The 16,671-nt window shown below is 60.1% G+C and carries 17 protein-coding genes and 3 pseudogenes; 16 read left to right on the forward strand and 4 right to left on the reverse strand.

The features are described 5' to 3' along the window. Positions 1-3: 3 nt before the first annotated feature. The 4 genes from HMPREF3135_RS06180 (at position 4) to HMPREF3135_RS06195 (ending at position 4,020) form a co-directional block, all read left to right on the forward strand. Entirely contained in the window at positions 4-876 is an 873-nt protein-coding gene (locus HMPREF3135_RS06180) for a patatin-like phospholipase family protein (protein ID WP_070438737.1), read from the forward strand. 295 nt (positions 877-1,171) lie between these two features. Beyond that, entirely contained in the window at positions 1,172-1,696 is a 525-nt protein-coding gene (locus HMPREF3135_RS06185) for a CBS domain-containing protein (RefSeq protein ID WP_049189374.1), read from the forward strand. A gap of 120 nt (positions 1,697-1,816) precedes the next feature. Beyond that, positions 1,817-2,989, forward strand: coding sequence for an MFS transporter (locus HMPREF3135_RS06190; protein ID WP_246818315.1), 1,173 nt, complete (start codon positions 1,817-1,819; stop codon positions 2,987-2,989). Positions 2,990-3,135: 146 nt separating this feature from the next. Beyond that, positions 3,136-4,020: a hypothetical protein gene (locus HMPREF3135_RS06195; RefSeq protein ID WP_070438744.1), complete on the forward strand. Its 885-nt coding sequence runs from the start codon at positions 3,136-3,138 to the stop codon at positions 4,018-4,020. A 47-nt stretch (positions 4,021-4,067) separates the two neighbouring features. Here the strand turns inward: HMPREF3135_RS06195 and HMPREF3135_RS06200 are convergent, their stop codons facing one another. Next, entirely contained in the window at positions 4,068-4,562 is a 495-nt protein-coding gene (locus tag HMPREF3135_RS06200; RefSeq protein ID WP_049170665.1) for a 2'-5' RNA ligase family protein, read from the reverse strand. 371 nt (positions 4,563-4,933) lie between these two features. Here HMPREF3135_RS06200 and HMPREF3135_RS11375 point away from each other — a divergent pair, with 371 nt between their 5' ends. The 7 genes and pseudogenes from HMPREF3135_RS11375 (at position 4,934) to HMPREF3135_RS06230 (ending at position 10,611) form a co-directional block, all read left to right on the forward strand. Continuing rightward, positions 4,934-5,209 carry an amphi-Trp domain-containing protein gene (locus HMPREF3135_RS11375; protein WP_168163235.1) on the forward strand — a complete coding sequence of 92 codons (276 nt, stop codon included), beginning with the start codon at positions 4,934-4,936 and terminating at the stop codon, positions 5,207-5,209. Between the two features lie 260 nt (positions 5,210-5,469). After that, positions 5,470-5,778, forward strand: a complete 309-nt coding sequence (locus HMPREF3135_RS06210) for a hypothetical protein (protein WP_049170660.1) — start codon at positions 5,470-5,472, stop codon at positions 5,776-5,778. A 286-nt stretch (positions 5,779-6,064) separates the two neighbouring features. Beyond that, positions 6,065-7,777 carry a SulP family inorganic anion transporter gene (locus HMPREF3135_RS06215; RefSeq protein WP_049171222.1) on the forward strand — a complete coding sequence of 571 codons (1,713 nt, stop codon included), beginning with the start codon at positions 6,065-6,067 and terminating at the stop codon, positions 7,775-7,777. A 189-nt stretch (positions 7,778-7,966) separates the two neighbouring features. Further along, positions 7,967-8,167: pseudogene (locus HMPREF3135_RS06220) on the forward strand (DUF488 family protein); the annotation flags it as partial. A gap of 2 nt (positions 8,168-8,169) precedes the next feature. Beyond that, positions 8,170-8,280: pseudogene (locus HMPREF3135_RS11155) on the forward strand (alkane 1-monooxygenase); the annotation flags it as partial. A gap of 82 nt (positions 8,281-8,362) precedes the next feature. After that, positions 8,363-8,722: a Cd(II)/Pb(II)-sensing metalloregulatory transcriptional regulator CmtR gene (locus HMPREF3135_RS06225; protein WP_012359887.1), complete on the forward strand. Its 360-nt coding sequence runs from the start codon at positions 8,363-8,365 to the stop codon at positions 8,720-8,722. Next, positions 8,719-10,611, forward strand: a complete 1,893-nt coding sequence (locus HMPREF3135_RS06230; protein ID WP_070438749.1) for a heavy metal translocating P-type ATPase — start codon at positions 8,719-8,721, stop codon at positions 10,609-10,611. The genes HMPREF3135_RS06225 and HMPREF3135_RS06230 overlap by 4 nt, the downstream gene beginning before the upstream one ends. Positions 10,612-10,689: 78 nt before the next feature. Here HMPREF3135_RS06230 and HMPREF3135_RS06235 read toward each other — a convergent pair whose 3' ends face one another. Beyond that, a complete protein-coding gene (locus tag HMPREF3135_RS06235) occupies positions 10,690-10,926 on the reverse strand; it encodes an oxidoreductase (RefSeq protein ID WP_246818316.1) in 237 nt (78 codons plus the stop codon). 209 nt (positions 10,927-11,135) lie between these two features. On the opposite strand from HMPREF3135_RS06235, the pseudogene HMPREF3135_RS11665 reads away from it, so the two are divergent. Continuing rightward, positions 11,136-11,381 (forward strand): annotated as a pseudogene (locus HMPREF3135_RS11665) (alkane 1-monooxygenase); the annotation flags it as partial. A 46-nt stretch (positions 11,382-11,427) separates the two neighbouring features. On the opposite strand, the gene HMPREF3135_RS06245 reads toward HMPREF3135_RS11665, so the two are convergent. Next, entirely contained in the window at positions 11,428-11,817 is a 390-nt protein-coding gene (locus tag HMPREF3135_RS06245; protein ID WP_005290994.1) for a heavy metal-responsive transcriptional regulator, read from the reverse strand. 98 nt (positions 11,818-11,915) lie between these two features. Between HMPREF3135_RS06245 and merA the strand changes: the two genes are divergently transcribed. From merA to HMPREF3135_RS11575, 4 genes are all read left to right on the forward strand, one after another. Beyond that, positions 11,916-13,337 carry a mercury(II) reductase gene (merA, locus tag HMPREF3135_RS06250; RefSeq protein ID WP_070438752.1) on the forward strand — a complete coding sequence of 474 codons (1,422 nt, stop codon included), beginning with the start codon at positions 11,916-11,918 and terminating at the stop codon, positions 13,335-13,337. Beyond that, positions 13,334-13,684, forward strand: coding sequence for a hypothetical protein (locus tag HMPREF3135_RS06255; RefSeq protein ID WP_005510697.1), 351 nt, complete (start codon positions 13,334-13,336; stop codon positions 13,682-13,684). Before merA ends, HMPREF3135_RS06255 begins: the two co-directional genes overlap by 4 nt. A 192-nt stretch (positions 13,685-13,876) precedes the next feature. After that, a complete protein-coding gene (locus tag HMPREF3135_RS06260; protein WP_070438755.1) occupies positions 13,877-14,266 on the forward strand; it encodes a peptide chain release factor I in 390 nt (129 codons plus the stop codon). A 368-nt stretch (positions 14,267-14,634) separates the two neighbouring features. Further along, positions 14,635-14,988, forward strand: a complete 354-nt coding sequence (locus tag HMPREF3135_RS11575; RefSeq protein WP_016423158.1) for a type IIL restriction-modification enzyme MmeI — start codon at positions 14,635-14,637, stop codon at positions 14,986-14,988. Between the two features lie 70 nt (positions 14,989-15,058). Here HMPREF3135_RS11575 and erm read toward each other — a convergent pair whose 3' ends face one another. Continuing rightward, entirely contained in the window at positions 15,059-15,913 is an 855-nt protein-coding gene (gene erm, locus HMPREF3135_RS06270; protein WP_016456425.1) for a 23S ribosomal RNA methyltransferase Erm, read from the reverse strand. Positions 15,914-16,671: the final 758 nt, after the last annotated feature.

Here is a 16,671-nt window from a genome sequence, read left to right on the forward strand (position 1 = left end):
TAAATGCAGGTCAGCGATGTGGCATTAGTCTTCGAGGGCGGAGGGACTCGCAATAGTTACACGGCACCTTTCGTCGAGCGGCTACTTCGCGAGAGCATCGATGTCGGCTGGGTCGGTGGCGTAAGCGCCGGCGCCTCTCACGTGGTCAATTACCTTTCCCGGGATATCCAGCGCTCTATAAATAGCTTCACTGACTTCATCGCACAGCCGAACAGCAGTGGCTGGCGCCCAATGTTGCGCGGGCGGGGCTATTTCGATGCCGAGTACATCTACGAAGACGCGGGACTTCCCGACGGCGCCATGCCCCTGGATTACGAGACTTTTAAGAACAATCCAACTCCCTACCGGATTTCTGCTGTCCGAGCGGATACGGGCGAGACCATCAACTGGGGGCCGGACGATATCCCAGATCTACCTACGCTGATGAAGTACACTCGCGCCAGTTCGACGATTCCGGGTGTCATGCGTATGCCCTATATTGATGGCGTTCCGTTCGTCGACGGTGCACTGGGATCATCAGGTGGCATTCCCATTAATGCCGCCGAAGCAGATGGTTTCAAGAAGTTCCTCATCGTCCTGACTCGCCCGAAAGGATTCCGTCGCACCGCCCCTAAGCGCCCACAGCTACTGCGCCAGATTTTCCGCAGTAACCCGGTGGTGGCTGAGCTGCTTATCACTAGACACGAGCGCTACAACGCTTCTCTCGATTGGGCTGCTGAGCTTGAACGAAAAGGCCAAGCATATGTTTTCTACGCCAATAACATGAGCATCACAAAGGCGGAGCGGAGGCGGTCGAAGCTGCTGCACAACTACGAGCTCGGCCGGGCGCAAGCCGATGCCGAATGGCCAGCAATTCGAGAGTTCATGGGCTTATAACTCCCGCCACCTTTAGGAAGCTTTTCGTTCATTCCTCTTTACTGTGTACGTAACCTTGTGTTAACCTTTGCGTAGCGAACAACCTCGTTAGGTAAGGCTCCTATATCCACATAGGCCGCTGCCCTGCACTTTATCGAGAGTTTCGAAAGACTCTCGAAGCAAGGGTCCATCTCAAGTGGCCACCTTTAGTTACGGCATTACATTGCCAACACTCTTAGGCGGGGAGCCATAATTTTTCAATCAACAGAAATTCCCTCCTAGCAAAGGAGCTGGGATACCTGGAAAAGGATCCACAATGACACAGACACAGAACACCATCGCCAACTTCTTCAAGCCGAAGTCTTCAATCAGCCCGTACAGCCTCCTGCCTGACACCGTAAGCATGCACATGACGGATTCTTACATTGCGCTGCCGGAGGACATCACGGTCGGTGAGGCACTGAGCACCTACGCAGCCGAATTTGCTGGTCTCGATGACGATACCTGTGTCTTCCTCGTCGACGATGAAGGCTACCTGACCAGCGATATTACGCTGAAGGAACTCCGTGAGTACGCCGACCGCGATGCCTACATGAACACCGTCGGCGCCCCGGTGAAGGTCTTTGTCAAGCCCGAGGATCCAGCTGCAATCAGGGCTCGCCAGCTTATTGACGGGCCGCTCAGCGAGCTGCCCGTCGTCCGCAGCGGCAAGCTGGTAGGTGTCCTCACCGACCGCATCTCTGAGCGCATTCTTGGCAGGACAAAGGCAGCTAAGAAGTCAAAGAAGTCCAAGGGATTCTTCTCGCCGATTACCGCGTTTTTCGGCGCCGCCAATAACTAGGGCGACTAACTTGGGTAGACGACCCGAGTAACTCAATAGGCCAGCTAGCGTTTGCTAGCTGGCCTATTGTTGTTACCACACTGTTCTATCCCCACAGATGAGAGCCCTCAGGAGGCAACCGTGATACGAGACTGGATTCGGGTAGCCCTGGGCATGTTCGCGGTTGCGTTTGGAGCCAACCTCTTCGCACCACTCCTGCCCGCGTATCGAATAACCGATGCTCTCAACCAGTCCCAGGTCACCTTTCTCTTCGCCATCTACGTCGCAGGACTCATCCCCGCGCTACTCATCTGCGGCCCACTTTCCGACCGGCTCGGCCGTCGCGCCATCATCCGGCCTGCACTCATAACCTCTGCCGTTGGCTCAGCCGTCCTACTCACCGGCATCTGGTTCCACTTCCCATCACTTCTGGTAGGACGTCTTATCATCGGCATTTCGATGGGCATGGTAATGGCCGCCGGTGCCTCGTGGATCAAAGAAATTGCGCCCGTCGCACCTCAAATTTCTGCCCGGCGCGCAACCGTTGCACTCTCCGCCGGATTCTCCCTCGGCCCCCTGGCTTCCGGGTTGGTCGCAGAATTCACCCCGCGCCCTGATGTCATCCCCTATCTTGTTCATCTCGCACTGCTGCTTTTTATCGCACCAATAACATGGAACGCTTCCGTAGGACTTCCAAACGCAGCGCACAGCGACTCTCCGCAACGGTTCTTCTCCTCCGCCACGCTTAGCCCGAGGTTCCTGTGGGCAGTCGCCGCTTGGGCACCGTGGGTCTTCGGCGCTGCGTGCACATCCTTCGTCGTCCTGCCAACAATCGCCGAATCCCACTACCCCATCGCCTTCGCCGGGCTCATCGCCTGTATCACGATGGGCACCGGCGTTTTGGTGCAACCACTGGTCACTCGCATCAGTTCCAGCAGCTTTATCCCACCAGCTATTTTCGGTCTTGGCTTAACGACGGTCGGAATGCTGCTCAGCCTCATCGTCGTACTCACCCAGAATGTGTGGAGCGTTTTCCCCGCTGCTCTGGCCCTCGGTGCTGCGTACGGCGTAATGATGGTCTCCGGCCTCCGCGAAGTGCAAATTATCGCACCGCCTGCTGAGCTGGGTGCTGCCACTGCTATCTACTATTCGCTGACCTATGTTGGTTTCTTCGCTCCTTTTGTTATTTCTTTCGCGGCACCGAAATTCGGTTTCGTGCCCGTTTTCATCTTCGGTGCGATTATTGCGTTGGTATCCACGTACCCCGTGGCAAAGGTTGCACAGTCTGCGGTGAGGTCCGACGGAGCGTCGTGAAGCAGACGCGACTGAAATTCTTGATATTGGGAAGCGTGCTGAGGCGAGCTCTTGTATTCTTTCTTTCACAAAAGATTGGCTCCGGCTCAGGACATCTGATCAGGTTGCATAGGTTGTTGAAATTCAGCTCGATGGAATGAGGAATCATGAAGCAGCGCAGCTCTGGAATGTGGAAGAAAATTGCGACAACCGTCGTCGCAGGTTGTACAAGCGCCGCCCTGCTCACCGCATGCGGCTCGGGAGAAGAAAGCAACAATGCCGGTGGCAAGGCAGGCAAAGAGTCGACCAGCAAGATGACAAAGGCAGACGGGTCAGCTCCAGCTGCAGCCGAAGATCAGCTCCTGCTCACTAATGAAGTTCAAGGTGTGGACTTCTCCAACAACAGGATTAATGGGTACAAGGACGCAATGGAGATGTTTTCGGAGGATTCTTTAGATATAGAGCCGGCCGAATGTGCCACTTTCATCAAGCCAACGGAAGAATTGGAGCGAGCTGTCAGTTCTTTCGCTAACTTGGACGCGGAAAAGGTCACCATCGCTGTCTCAGTATTGAAGAACCCTCAGACCTACCAGGAGTACACAGATGTTCTTAACAAGTGCTCTGAGGTGACCGCTTCGATGGATGCTTCCGACCTCGTAAACGAATCCATGGAAGGCCAGGAACTTCCTCCTGAGGCGCAGGAGATGCTCAATGACATGGATATGACAACCACCATGAAAATGCACCGGGAAAAGTGGGAGCCGGATCTTTCCGTCAAGCCAGATGAGGTCACTGCACACGCGACAGTTGTGGACATTAGCTCCGGTGGCACTAATACTGATGCCACCAGCTACGACATTGTCGGCGTTGTCAATGGCGTGATGGTGATGGTGTCCGCTGCCCCGATTCCAGACGTTCCATCAACCGGCGCGGAAAATGCGACACAACCGATGGAACTTGCACAGGCGACCCCAGAGTCCAAGGAAGCGGCAAAGAAGCGCGCCTTGGAGGTCTTCGATGCCCAGGCAAAGAAGATTATGGACGCCGCTTAGTGGCCGCTTGGCTGCGCTGCTTTTGAAAAGTTGCGGCGTGCGGCGCGCTAAAACTCCGTTAATTCCTGCACTTTGGGGCTCCAGAACGCAGCGCGTGGTGCACTAAGAGTTTTGAAGTGCGGGCTTGTTAGTTCATCAAGAGCCCGGACGTAACCGGGAACCATATCCCGCGGGATTCGCAGCCCCATAGTCAGGTGCGGAATCCAGCGGGAGCCGCGACCTTCAGGGTTAAGACGACTGATCTCACGAGCGGCTTCTTCCAGCTCATCGCTTGTTTCTAATAACCATGCGACAGTCTGTTTACTCTTTGTGCCGAACACTACCGTTCCTACCCTGCGGAATTCCGCAGGCATCAGCGGTGGGAGAATTTCGGCTGCTCGTTGGATTACCTCCGGGCTCATGGTCGGTGCGAAGGTGACAGTGATGTGGGGCTTTTGATTCTGCTGCGGGAATCCACGCTCTGCCAGTTGCACAAATATCTCTTTAACCTGCGCCTCTTGCTCAGGCAGAAGGTACATCAGGATGTTGTCGGGTGACACCATGTGACGTTTACTCCTCCCCTATTGCTGTCGGTCGACACGTTTGAGGCGCTACCCAAGGGCGCCGTTACTAGAGCTCCTAACCTAAGGCACTTAGGACCTTGCACCCCAGAGCATAGCGTAGGGATTTTCCACAATTTATAACCTACCTATAGAAATTTCTAGCCTCTTGTTATTTAGCCCGGTAAAAACCGCTTTTTATTGGGATAATGGGGATAGACAGGCTTCCTGAAAGCTTTCTAGACCATCTTCAAAGACAGTGTGGAGTGACGGCCGATTCTCCACACTGCACAAATACCTACACGGCTGGAAAGGTAAGTAAAGACATGGCACCGAAACCTAAAAAAATTACACCCCCGAAGAATCAAAAGCTGGTGAAGAGCAAGGCAAGCTTCAGCCGCGATGAGCTCGCGGATTTGCTGGAGACGCTGGCAGCTCGCATCCGCGCCGGGGAAATGACTCTCGGCACTGGTGAGTCCGCGGTGACGATGACCATGCCGACATCGTTTAATACCACGATGGAAGTCGTCGATTCCCGAAAGCGTGCTGGCATCGAGCGCGAGCTGGAGCTGGAAATCGACTGGATGGTCGACGAGGCTGGCGAGCCCGTCGAAAAGCCAGGACCAGCATCTGGCTTCGCAATCTCCTAGCAGGCTTGTTGCTGCCCGGTTTTGTTCCGCGCAGTATTGACTAAGCAAAGGGCGACTTCGGAATTGCCTTCCGAAGTCGCCCTTTGTCTTGGCTCTTAATTCTGCAGGCCTTACGCCTTAAGCACGTATCGCAGAATCTCTACAACCTGGTCGGTCGTCGTACACCACGCCGAATACACCCGCCATACACCCACGCCTACCCACATCGCATGAGGTGACGCTAACCTAATTCAGGAAAATTCGCGACGAAGGGAACGCGCATGGCCAAGGGCAAGAAAGGCGACAAGGGCAAGAAGACGCACGCCGCCAAAACCAAGAAAAAGGCTGCGGCAACGACCTCGCTACGCCTGCCCGAATACTCGAAGGCCGAGGCCAAGGCCGCGAAAAAGCTCGCCGGCAAGGACCCCTTCAAACTGGCCGCAATGACGCCGAAGAAGAAGTGCTGCAAATCCGGCATCCGCTGCCTGCGCTGCCCCGTGGTGCTACACAAGCTCAATCGCGAGATCAAAAACGGCGAAGTCGACCACGCCGCCCTGCTGCTCGTCGCCGCGAAAGCCCGGATCCGGTAGCCGGCCCTCGCCCCCCCCAGCCCGCCGTCGGGCCCGTCCTATGAGCAGTGGTGTCGCGCACTGTATGGCACTGGTACCGATTCTCCCGGGCTGTCTGCTCTTCGGACACCGGCTCACACGCGTCACTCCAAGCACCGCGACAACGCTCCAGCGAACTCCCGCCAGGTCAGGAAGTTTTATTCCGTCGACATGAGGCCTCGGCCAGAACCGGGAATGCGGCCGTCGGAGGATGACACCTTGTGTATCCTTTGAGTGTCATTGAGCCCTGAAGGAGCAAGAAAGTAGCATGACCCGCCCCTCCTCCGCCGCCTCTACGGTGGGCTTCCAATCTCGTGCCCTGCGTTTCGCACCGCGCCGCTCGGACTGGTCCCGCGCGACGATTGGGCGCGACCTCTCGGCAGGCCTCATGGTGGCCCTCGTCGCACTCCCTCTCGCGCTCGGCTTCGGCGTTGCGTCCGGTGTCGGCGCGGCGGCCGGAATTACGACGGCCATCGTTGCGGGTATCCTGGCCGCGATCTTCGGCGGTAGTAACGTCCAAGTAAGCGGCCCGACCGGCGCAATGACCGTCGTGTTAATCCCCATCGTGGCCAACCATGGTGCCGATGGGGTTCTCGTCGTCGGCGTGCTGGCAGGGCTCATGCTGCTCGTACTGGCGTTCACCGGCGCTGGCCGCGCGATGAAGTACATGCCACTACCTGTCGTCGAAGGTTTCACCGCCGGTATTGCGTTAATCATCGGCTTACAACAGCTGCCTGCAGCACTTGGTGTTGACGTGGAGGGCGAGAAAGTCCTCGGGTTGGCGTGGGGCTCAATCAATGCTTGGTTAGATGCTCCGGCATGGCAGGCGCCCGTGATGACCCTTGCAGTAGCGGCTGGAATCGTGCTTGCTGCGCGCGTCCGTAGTGGCTTCCCCGCGGCGCTAGTGTTGGTAGCTGCAGCGACAGCCATCAACATGCTGGCAGACAGCGGCCTGAAGACAATCGGCTACATCCCGTCGACATTGCCTGCTCCGCGCTGGCCAGAGATTCCGTGGGAGCACCTGGATTCATTGCTGTTTGCAGCGGTCGCCGTCGCAGCTCTCGGTGCGCTGGAATCGTTGCTGTCTGCGACGGTTGCCGACGCAATGACTGTCGGCGACCGGCACGATCCCGACCGCGAACTCTTCGGGCAGGGCGTGGCCAACGTCGTCGCGCCCCTGTTCGGCGGGATTCCCGCAACCGCCGCGATTGCCCGAACTGCCGTCAACGTGCGTGCAGGCGCAGGCACACGCCTGGCAGCGGTGTTCCATTCGCTGCTCCTGCTCGTGGCCGTGCTCGTCGCGGCCCGGTGGGTGGGCGAGATTCCTCTCGCCGCGCTCGCCGGCGTGCTCATCGCCACTGCGATTCAGATGATCCACCCGCGGAACCTCCGCTCGGTGATACGCGCCACCAAGGGCGACGGGGCGACCCTGCTCATCACAGCTGCCGCCACCGTCGTGTTCGACCTTGTCGTCGCCGTACTCATCGGCCTTGTAATGGCGGGCTTCTTCGCACTGCGCGAGACCGCCCGCACTGCGGTGTTGGAAGCCGCCCCACTAGACGAGGGGGACCACCGCGACAAGGAACGCGAGCTCCTCGACGAGCACATCGCCGCCTTCCGTATGGAAGGCCCTCTCTTCTTTGGCGCAGCGCACGATTTCCTCCTCGAGCTCGCTGATGCCTCGTCGGTCAAGGTTGTCGTACTCCGCATGCGCTACGTCACGACGATCGATGCCACCGGCGCCCAGATGCTCGCCGACACAATCGGGCGCCTCGAACGCCGCGGTACCAGAGTCCTGCTCGCAGCCACGAAGCCCGAACATATTCCGGTGTTGCGCGAACTCGGCGTATTCGACCAGCTTGCACACGAGAATCACGTCTTCGACAACACCCCTGACGCCATCGCCCACGCCCGACTGCATGCCTCACGCATTCAGCACGAAGAGTCTGATGGCACATCCGCAGCATCGCAGAGTCAATAGCTTGGCTGAGCCAGACAATGGTCACTCCGTCGCAGTCGACCCTGCAATCGTGGGTCCACGTCCCCATCGCGCGATGCTTGAAAAACCTTTACACGTTGCACTTAAACTCCACGACGTGTCGTTGCAAAGTCACCTTCTCATTCGTGAAGCCGATGTGGGTGTAACCGCTTGGCGCGTAGCATTGGCGACATGCGCATTTTCACCGTGGGCCACTCCAACCTCGAGTTCGAGGACTTCGCTGAAATGATCAAAGCTGCCGGTGTGGCATCCATCGTGGATGTGCGCAAGCTGCCCGGATCCAGGAAGTACCCGTGGTTCAACGGCGACTACCTTGCCGAACACCTTCCTACATGTGGCATCACTTACAGCAGAAGCGAGGGCCTCACCGGGATGGCGTCGACGTCAACGTGAAGATCTTGGACAACTTCGCCACGCATGTCGCCCCCGCGTTGGGTTGGCAGCCGAATCACGAAGGCCCAGTTACCGGCTATCTCATCGACTAATTCCTGCAGTTCGCAAGCTCTTCGCTTCAATGTCAGTTCAGTGCGTGTTGAATAGTTCAGCAATTGCCGTATAGTTCAGTATATGCTGACTATTGCTTCACGCCTCGACGTCATGAACCGGCTCGGCCGGGCCATGGCGGATCCGACGCGCTCCAGAATCCTGATCACCCTACTCGACGGCCCGAGCTACCCGGCCGTGCTTTCGCGCGACCTGGACCTGACCCGCTCGAACGTCTCGAACCACCTGACCTGCTTACGTGACTGCGGCATCGTCGTCGCCGAGCCGGAGGGCCGCAAGACACGCTACGAAATCGCCGATCCGCACCTCGCGACAGCGCTCAACGCACTAGTGAACGCGACGTTGGCTGTCGACGAAAACGCCCCGTGCATCGACCCTGAGTGCTCGGTGCCCGGCTGCGACGGAAAAGGAGCGGACGCATGAGTTCAGCATGTGGATGCGAACACGAACCAGCCACGGAGATCGAAGATCTCGATCGGCCATGGTGGAAGGACCCCGAGTTGCTACTGCCGATCTTCTCCGGCGTAGCCCTCTGCATAGGTCTGGCGCTGGACTGGTCCGGACTAGAGACACCCGCGACAGTTCTGTTCTGGATCGGCCTGCTGCTAGGGGCGTATACGTTCACGCCCGGCGCTATCCGGAACCTTGCCACGAAGCGCAAGCTCGGCATTGGTTTGCTGATGACGATCAGCGCGGTCGGCGCGGTAATCCTCGGTTACGTCGGAGAGGCGGCGGCGCTAGCGTTCCTGTACTCGATCGCCGAGGCGCTGGAAGACAAGGCGATGGATCGGGCACAGGGCGGACTGCGGGCGCTGTTGAAGTTGGTACCGCAGACCGCGACGGTGCTGCGCGACGGCACGTCGGTTGAGGTCGCAGCGAAGGACCTCGTGGCTGGCGAGCTGATGCTCGTGCGCCCCGGAGAGCGGATTGCCACGGATGGCATCATTCGGTCTGGGCGCTCCAGCCTTGACACCTCAGCGATCACCGGAGAATCCATTCCGGAGGAGGTTGCGCCCGGCGACGAGGTGCCCGCGGGAGCAATCAACTCCGCCGGCGTGCTGGAGGTCGAGACGACCGCAGCTGGAACGGACAACTCGCTGACCACACTCGTGGACCTGGTCGAGCAGGCACAGGCGGAAAAGGGCGACCGCGCCCGGATCGCCGACCGGATTGCCCAACCCCTAGTGCCCGGGGTGATGATCCTGGCGGTGCTGGTCGGCATGATTGGCTCGCTGCTGGGCGACCCCGAGACGTGGATCACCCGCGCGTTGGTGGTCCTGGTCGCAGCATCGCCGTGTGCGCTGGCAATCTCCGTGCCGCTGACGGTCGTGGCCGCGATCGGCGCGGCCAGCCAGTTCGGCGTGGTCATCAAATCCGGCGCGGCGTTCGAGCGACTCGGCGGCATCCGTCACCTGGCGGTGGACAAGACCGGAACCCTTACCCGCAACCAGCCCGAGGTTACCGACGTGGTCCCGGCAGACGGATTCGATCGGGCTCAGGTGCTTGCTTTCGCGGCGGCAGTTGAGCAGCAATCGACGCACCCCCTCGCCGCTGCGATCGCGGCAGCGGGGCCCGAAGCGCCCGCTGCCCTGGACATCAGCGAGGAAGCCGGGCATGGCATCGGCGGCACCGTCGAAGGTCGACGGGTACTTGTGGGCAGTCCCCGGTGGATCGACGCCGGGCCACTGAAGGCAGACGTTGAGCGCATGGAGTCCGAGGGCCAAACCTGCGTCCTTGTCACCGTCGATGACGCCCTCTCCGGGGCGATCGGGGTCCGCGACGAACTGCGGCCCGAGGTGCCCGAAGCTGTGCAGACCCTGCGCGCCAACGGCGTGGAAGTGAGCATGCTCACCGGCGACAACACTCGCACCGCCCGGGCGCTGGCTGAAATCGCCGGAATCGACGACGTGCGCGCCGAGCTGCGTCCAGAGGACAAGGCAAGCATCGTCGCCGAGCTCTCCGCCAAGACGCCGACGGCGATGATCGGCGACGGCATCAACGACGCGCCGGCATTGGCGGGCGCGACGGTGGGCATCGCGATGGGGGCAACCGGTTCTGACGCCGCAATCGAGTCCGCTGACGTCGCCTTCACCGGCCACGACCTCCGGCTGATCCCGCAGGCGCTGCAGCATGCCCGCCGAGGCAGCAGGATTATTAACCAGAACATCGTGCTGTCTCTGGCCATCATCATCGTGTTGATGCCGCTGGCGATTAGCGGCGTGCTGGGTCTGGCCGCCGTCGTATTGGTTCACGAGGTCGCTGAAGTTATCGTCATCTTGAACGGCCTGCGGGCCGCGCGAGCGAAGCGCTGAGACACACCTTCGCCCAGCGCGCTGACTCTCCAGCGCGGATCTTGGAAGGATCGAGTTGCTCAGGGACCAAGCGTCGCCTCAAAACTTTTGAAGCCGAGCTTCATCGACACGGCCCGCGACTACCTGGGCAGTGTATTTGGCAAAGGGCCCGACACCCATCAGGGTTGCCGAGCCGTCGCCGGTCCAGTTGCCGTAACCAACTAGATGGAGATTCTTCATCGCGGTTTCACGGCCACGCATGAGGTGGCGGAATGGGCCGAGGGCCGGACGGAAACCAGTGCGCCAGATTAGATGGTCGTGGTCGAGCTCGCTCAAGCTATCGAAGATGGAGGTAGCGGTGAGCTGGCCGGCGTCGCGGAGCTCACGTAGATGAGGAAGCGCGAGAATGTCCCCGAGGTTCGGGCCGGAATCGCCACCGAGAATCCGGCGGCGGCTGCCCGCGTTAAACGTTGAACTTGAATTCGACGGTATGTCGTTGCAAAGTTACCCCCTCTCGTTAACACCATCAAAAGGAGTGTTATCCAATGAAAGCGTTCGGCTTCTTAAGCTTCGGGCATTACGCCTTCGGCAGCTAGTGCGGGCCATCTGCGGAAAAGATCGCCAAGACTCGTCTGGAGATCACCCAGGCTGCGGACGAAATCGGTGTGAACAACGCGTCCTTCCGAGTCCACCACTTCGCGCTGCAGGCCTCCGCCCCGATGCCGCTGCTGTGTGCTATCGCGGCCACCACCAAAATCATCGAGGTGGGCACCGGCGGCATCGATATGCGCTAGCGCATATCGGGGTTGTAGCGTTTGAGTCATTGACTCCCGCCGTCTACAAGTACCTACACACTTGATCGGTGCTGCACGTTTCAGGATCCGGGTGCGCGGCGTCCTGGCTAAGGTCCGCGATAGTGTCGCGCAGCACGGAGAGCTGCGCGATCTGCTGCTCGATCTCAGCGAGGCGCACGTCAAGCAGGTCGCGCACGTGCTCGCAGGGCGCATGACCGCCGTCGCGGATGTCGAGGATCTGGCGGATCTGGGCGAGAGTGAGACCCGCGGCCTGGCCGCGGTGGATGAAGTCGATCCGAGCGACCGTCTCGGGCGCGTAGTCGCGGTATCCGGACGGCGTGCGCTCGGTCGGGGGCAGAAGGCCCTGTTCCTCGTAGAAGCGAAGGGTCTTCGCGGTAGTGCCCGCCCTCTCGGCGAGTTCTCCGATCCACATTGCTGTCTCCCTCCGTGGCCGCGCTTGACCTTCCCCTGCACTGGAAGGTCCAGTATGGCTGAGACAGAGCAGAAAGCCAAGAGTTGACAGGAGTAGCGATGCCTACGAAGTACGATCTCGCCATCATCGGATCGGGAGGCGGCGCGTTCGCCGCTGCGATCCGCGCCAGCACGCTCGGGAAGTCGGTGGTGATGATCGAGCGCGGGACGCTCGGCGGCACCTGCGTGAACACGGGCTGCGTCCCGTCGAAGGCGCTCATTGCCGCGGCCGGCGCGCGGCACGTCGCGGTCGACGCCGCAACCCGGTTCCCCGGGATCGCGACGACGGCGGATCCCGTCGACATGGCCGCGCTGATCGCTGGGAAGCAAGCGTTGGTGGAGTCGCTGCGCGGCGAGAAGTACGCCGACGTCGCCGACTCCTACGGCTGGCAGGTCCTCCGCGGCGACGCCTCGTTCGTGGGCACCCCTGATGCGCCGGTTCTCGATGTTGCCGGATCCGACGGAAGCGTCGAGTCCATCGAGGCCCACCACTACCTGGTCGCGACTGGTTCTCGCCCGTGGGCACCGCCGATCGACGGCCTGAAGGAGACCGGATACCTGACCTCGACCACGGCGATGGAGCTGACGGAGGTCCCCGAGTCGCTGCTGGTGCTCGGCGGCGGCTACGTCGCCCTGGAGCAGGCGCAGCTGTTCGCCCGCCTCGGCTCGCAGGTCACGCTGCTCGTGCGGTCCCGGCTCGCCTCGAAGGAGGAGCCGGAGGTGTCGAAGGCGCTCCAGGAGGTGTTCGCCGACGAGGGCATCCGCGTCGTCAGCCGCGCAGTGCCCACCCGGGTCTCCCGCGGCACGGGAGGCGAGGCCGTCGTGACCGCCGCCTTGTCCGGCGGCTCGCAGGAGTTCCGCGCCGACCAGGTCCTGGTCGCCCTCGGACGCCGTCCCGTCACCGATGGCCTGAACCTCGATGCGGCCGGGGTGAATACCGGAGACTCCGGCGAGGTGGTCGTCTCCGACCGGCTGCAGTCCTCGAACCCGCGGGTCTGGGCCGCGGGCGACGTGACCGGGCACCCCGAGTTCGTCTACGTCGCCGCCCACCACGGCACCCTCGTCGCCGAGAACGCGTTCGCCGACTCCGACCGGTCCGTCGACTACGCCCGCCTGCCGCGGGTGACGTTCACCGGGCCCGCGATCGGCGCGGTCGGGATGACCGAGAAGGACGTCCTCGCCGCGGGGATCCGCTGCGACTGCCGCGTCCTGCCCCTGCACCACGTGCCCCGCGCCTTGGTCAACCGCGACACCCGCGGGTTCATCAAGATCGTCGTGAACGCCGAGACGAAAGAGATCCTCGGCCTGACCGCCGTCGCCAAGGACGCCGGGGAGCTCGCCGCCGCAGGCGTCCACGTGCTCGGCAGGACCGTCGCCGAGGTCGCCAACGCCTGGGCCCCCTACCTGACCATGGCCGAGGGCATCCGGATCGCCGCGAAGGCCTTCACCACCGACCCGTCGCTGCTGTCGTGCTGCGCATGAACGGCAACGCAGGCAATCGGGGAGATCTCATCCTGAAGCAGACGATGAGCGCCGATCAGGACCGCGACGAATGGCGCGCCGGTCCCGTCGTCGCTGCAGTGACCGGGCTGCTCTTGCTGGCATGCTGCGCGCTTCCGTCGCTGCTCTGCTGCGGCCTGCCGTTCATCGCGGCGGGCGGAGCACTCGCAGGCGTCGGTGGGCTCCTCGGTAATCCCTGGATCATCGGTGCCGGGACCGCCGTCGTGATGGCCGTCATGGCGGGGATGCTCGTCAGGCTACGGCGGCGGCACCGGCGCCGCAGGTCCGGCTGCTGCGAAAATCCTTCGACCACTGATCGGAACCGGTAGTTCGAGCGGATCCAGCGATCACTGCCACCTGCGGAGGCCGCTGAAATCGAAGCCCGACGGGAGAAGGAGGAGCAAAAAGCGTTCGAATCAACCGGTGACGAGGATAATACTGAGGCTGGATCCCGGCCGTCGCGACGCGGTCTCCGCTTCCGCCGAGACGAGAAAGGGTTGTGGGCACCTAGGCTGGGCGGCATGAACGACATGACCATAGCACCCGGCCCGGGGATCCCCGACGGTGCGGTCATCGCCGCCGATCTCGCGGAGCGTTTCGCGAAATCGTCGACTCCAGGCAGCCAGGGCGTCAACACGACGGACGGCAAAGTCCAGCTTTCCATCAATGTCGCCGAATGCGCATCGCTTACCGACGCCCAGCGTCACCGTATCCCGCGCAACCTCGAGCACCGCCTAGACGGCTCCGTCTTTACCGTGACTGCGTCGACTCAGCGGTCTGTGTTTCGCTCCTGGTCCTCTCGCCTGCACCTGCGACACAGCCTCGTGCCCCCGGGCCGTAGCGTTCGGGGGAGCACAATAGCCCCAGTCCTCATCACGTCCCGGGATCAAAGAGTTCATCGCAGAGGTTAAGCACTACACGTTGAACTTGAACTCGACGGAGTGTCGTCGATAAATAACTATTCGATGCGCAAAGTACAACGAAATACCGCTAGAAACAGACAACATATGGGGGTGCACAGAAACACATATAGGTTCTGCGGAAAACCTATAGGGTGCGTCGCTAAAAACCGCTGTGCGCGAAAAACATAAAGGGTTTACGGACCCGGTCCCAGACCCCTCAATACTCTGAGCCGGAAGAATGGAAAGTGGAAGGTTGATGTATCCCCACTATTTATTTTTTCCGTTTTTCGGAGTACATCGGGAGCTACAACTGCGGACCAGCTCTGTGTGAACTAGATGAGAAGGCGCAGCAGCGAATCATCGACGCTGGACAGTTGGTGCTGCGGGCACGCGAGCGGCACCCCCAGCGGTCACTCGCGGAGCACTACAACCCGTTATCGATGGACCCAATTCTGCTCAAGGCTCACAACAACTTGGACCGGGAAGTCGATAAGGCTTTCGATGTGGCACGCAAACTCACCAACGAGCGCCAGCGCCAGGAGCTACTGTTCGCCAGCTACGGGGAGTTGGCGAGGGGCTATGTCTCCTCGCTTTCATCAAAATCGAAACCACCAGCAGGGTCGTTCCCCGTGCGGGTGATTTTGATCGGTCCCGCTGCTGGGTGTAGAACCCTGTCGCTGGCAACGCCGGGAACTATGACTGTGCCCGACGAGAACACGTCACTGCCATAACGCGGCTCACGGTAGACGAACATGGGTCGTTCACTACTACTGGTGGATTTCGGTTTTGGTGGTGGGGGGATTACCGCCGCCGGCCTCGATTTTTCCGTTGAGGAGGGCGTTGACTACTTCCCGATTGTGAAATGGGCCGATGGCGCGGTGAAGAGGAACCAGTCACCTGGAAGAGATCGATCCAGTCGCTGGTGTGCAATCTGGGAGGTAGGGTTGCGGGGTCGATTCCTCGCGAGCGCAACCATGATTGTGTCTCTGAACGTGATGAAAACAACCCTGCCCTTCGGAGAATTTCCCCTATCCCGCGTCCCCGGGCGGTGAAAACGGTGTGCACCATCGCCTGAAAGGCTTTGCGTTGCTCTATCGGGATCTTCGGGTCACCCACCCGGCGGATCACTAAGATCCCCCCGTCAACGTTTGGCTGTGGCCGGAAAGCAGACCTTGGTACTCGGGAACCAAGGTGAAACGTGAACCATGGGGACCACTGAGCTGTCATCATCGTGCTTGCACCTACCCCGGCCCGGCGGCGAGCGACTTCCCACTGCATGAGGAGTACAGCGGCAGTCCATGCCGGCGCATGCAACAACTTTCGAAGAATGGCAGTGGTGAGGTGAAAGGGAATGTTTCCCACAATGACGCAGGGAGTGGCGGGTAACGGGAAGTTGAGGAAATCATCATGGACCACTTCGACCGACGCCGAGGCGGTCTTTTTTGTGAGTTTGGCAGCTAGTTTTGCGTCTACCTCAACTGCCGTTATTGCCCTCCCCAAGTGGGATATCGGGTGAGTGAGGGCACCGCTTCCTGGCCCGATCTCAATGATGGGGCCGGAGGTTTGTTTTACAAGATCGACGATGGAGTTGATGATCTTGTGGTCTGTGAGAAAATTTTGGCCATGTTCGTGACGGCCGTATCCGTATGTAGACATCAGGTGTGCTCCGTGGAGTTGAAACGGAGCCGGGCATGGCAAATGGCCGCCCGGCTAAAGGACCGGAGCGGTTTCTAACCTGCGGGAGGGAGAAAACCGCCTTAGCGGCTGGTGAGCGGCCGCATGAAAACGGAACCTGAAATCAACATGGGCCTATCGTATCCAATTAATTTCGCAGGGTCCAATACGGTGAGAAAGAAGACAACCGCACCGCAACAGTGCAAGACCTCTCTGGATTGGAATTTAATTGAACATGGGTTTGGGGTACGACGCGCCCTACTCGGAGTGGCACGGACACTACGGCTGCGCGCCCACACACAACAGTAAAGAGCTCGGCAATGCACAGACACGTAACGAGAGCGCCACAAATGTATGTACGTTTAAGTTACAGCATCGACACTGACGCTCCACATGGAGGGACGGCCGCAGCCCTGCAGCAAGCACACGGCAGGGTGTCTGCTTCGGGCGACGTGAAATTACGCAGAAAAATACGAAACACATCACCGCAGGTCACGGTAGGTATTTGCGGGTCATTTCGTAATCTCGTAAACGAAACGAACAAAACTACGAAACACAAAAACATACGTTGAGCAGCGTAAATGGTTTTCGTTTCGTAATTTTTCCACTTTTTGAAGAAAATCTAAATAAGAAGAGACACCTTGATTGCGATTGTGTCCCGTGTCACATAGCTGCAACCCCTGCAGCGTGCCCTCAACGAGGACGCTCTGTGTCGTAGACATGTGCCTGCAATGCGTGTC

Origin of the sequence: Corynebacterium sp. HMSC14H10, from assembly GCF_001807105.1 — a bacterium.
Taxonomy (GTDB): Bacteria; Actinomycetota; Actinomycetes; order Mycobacteriales; family Mycobacteriaceae; genus Corynebacterium; species Corynebacterium jeikeium_D.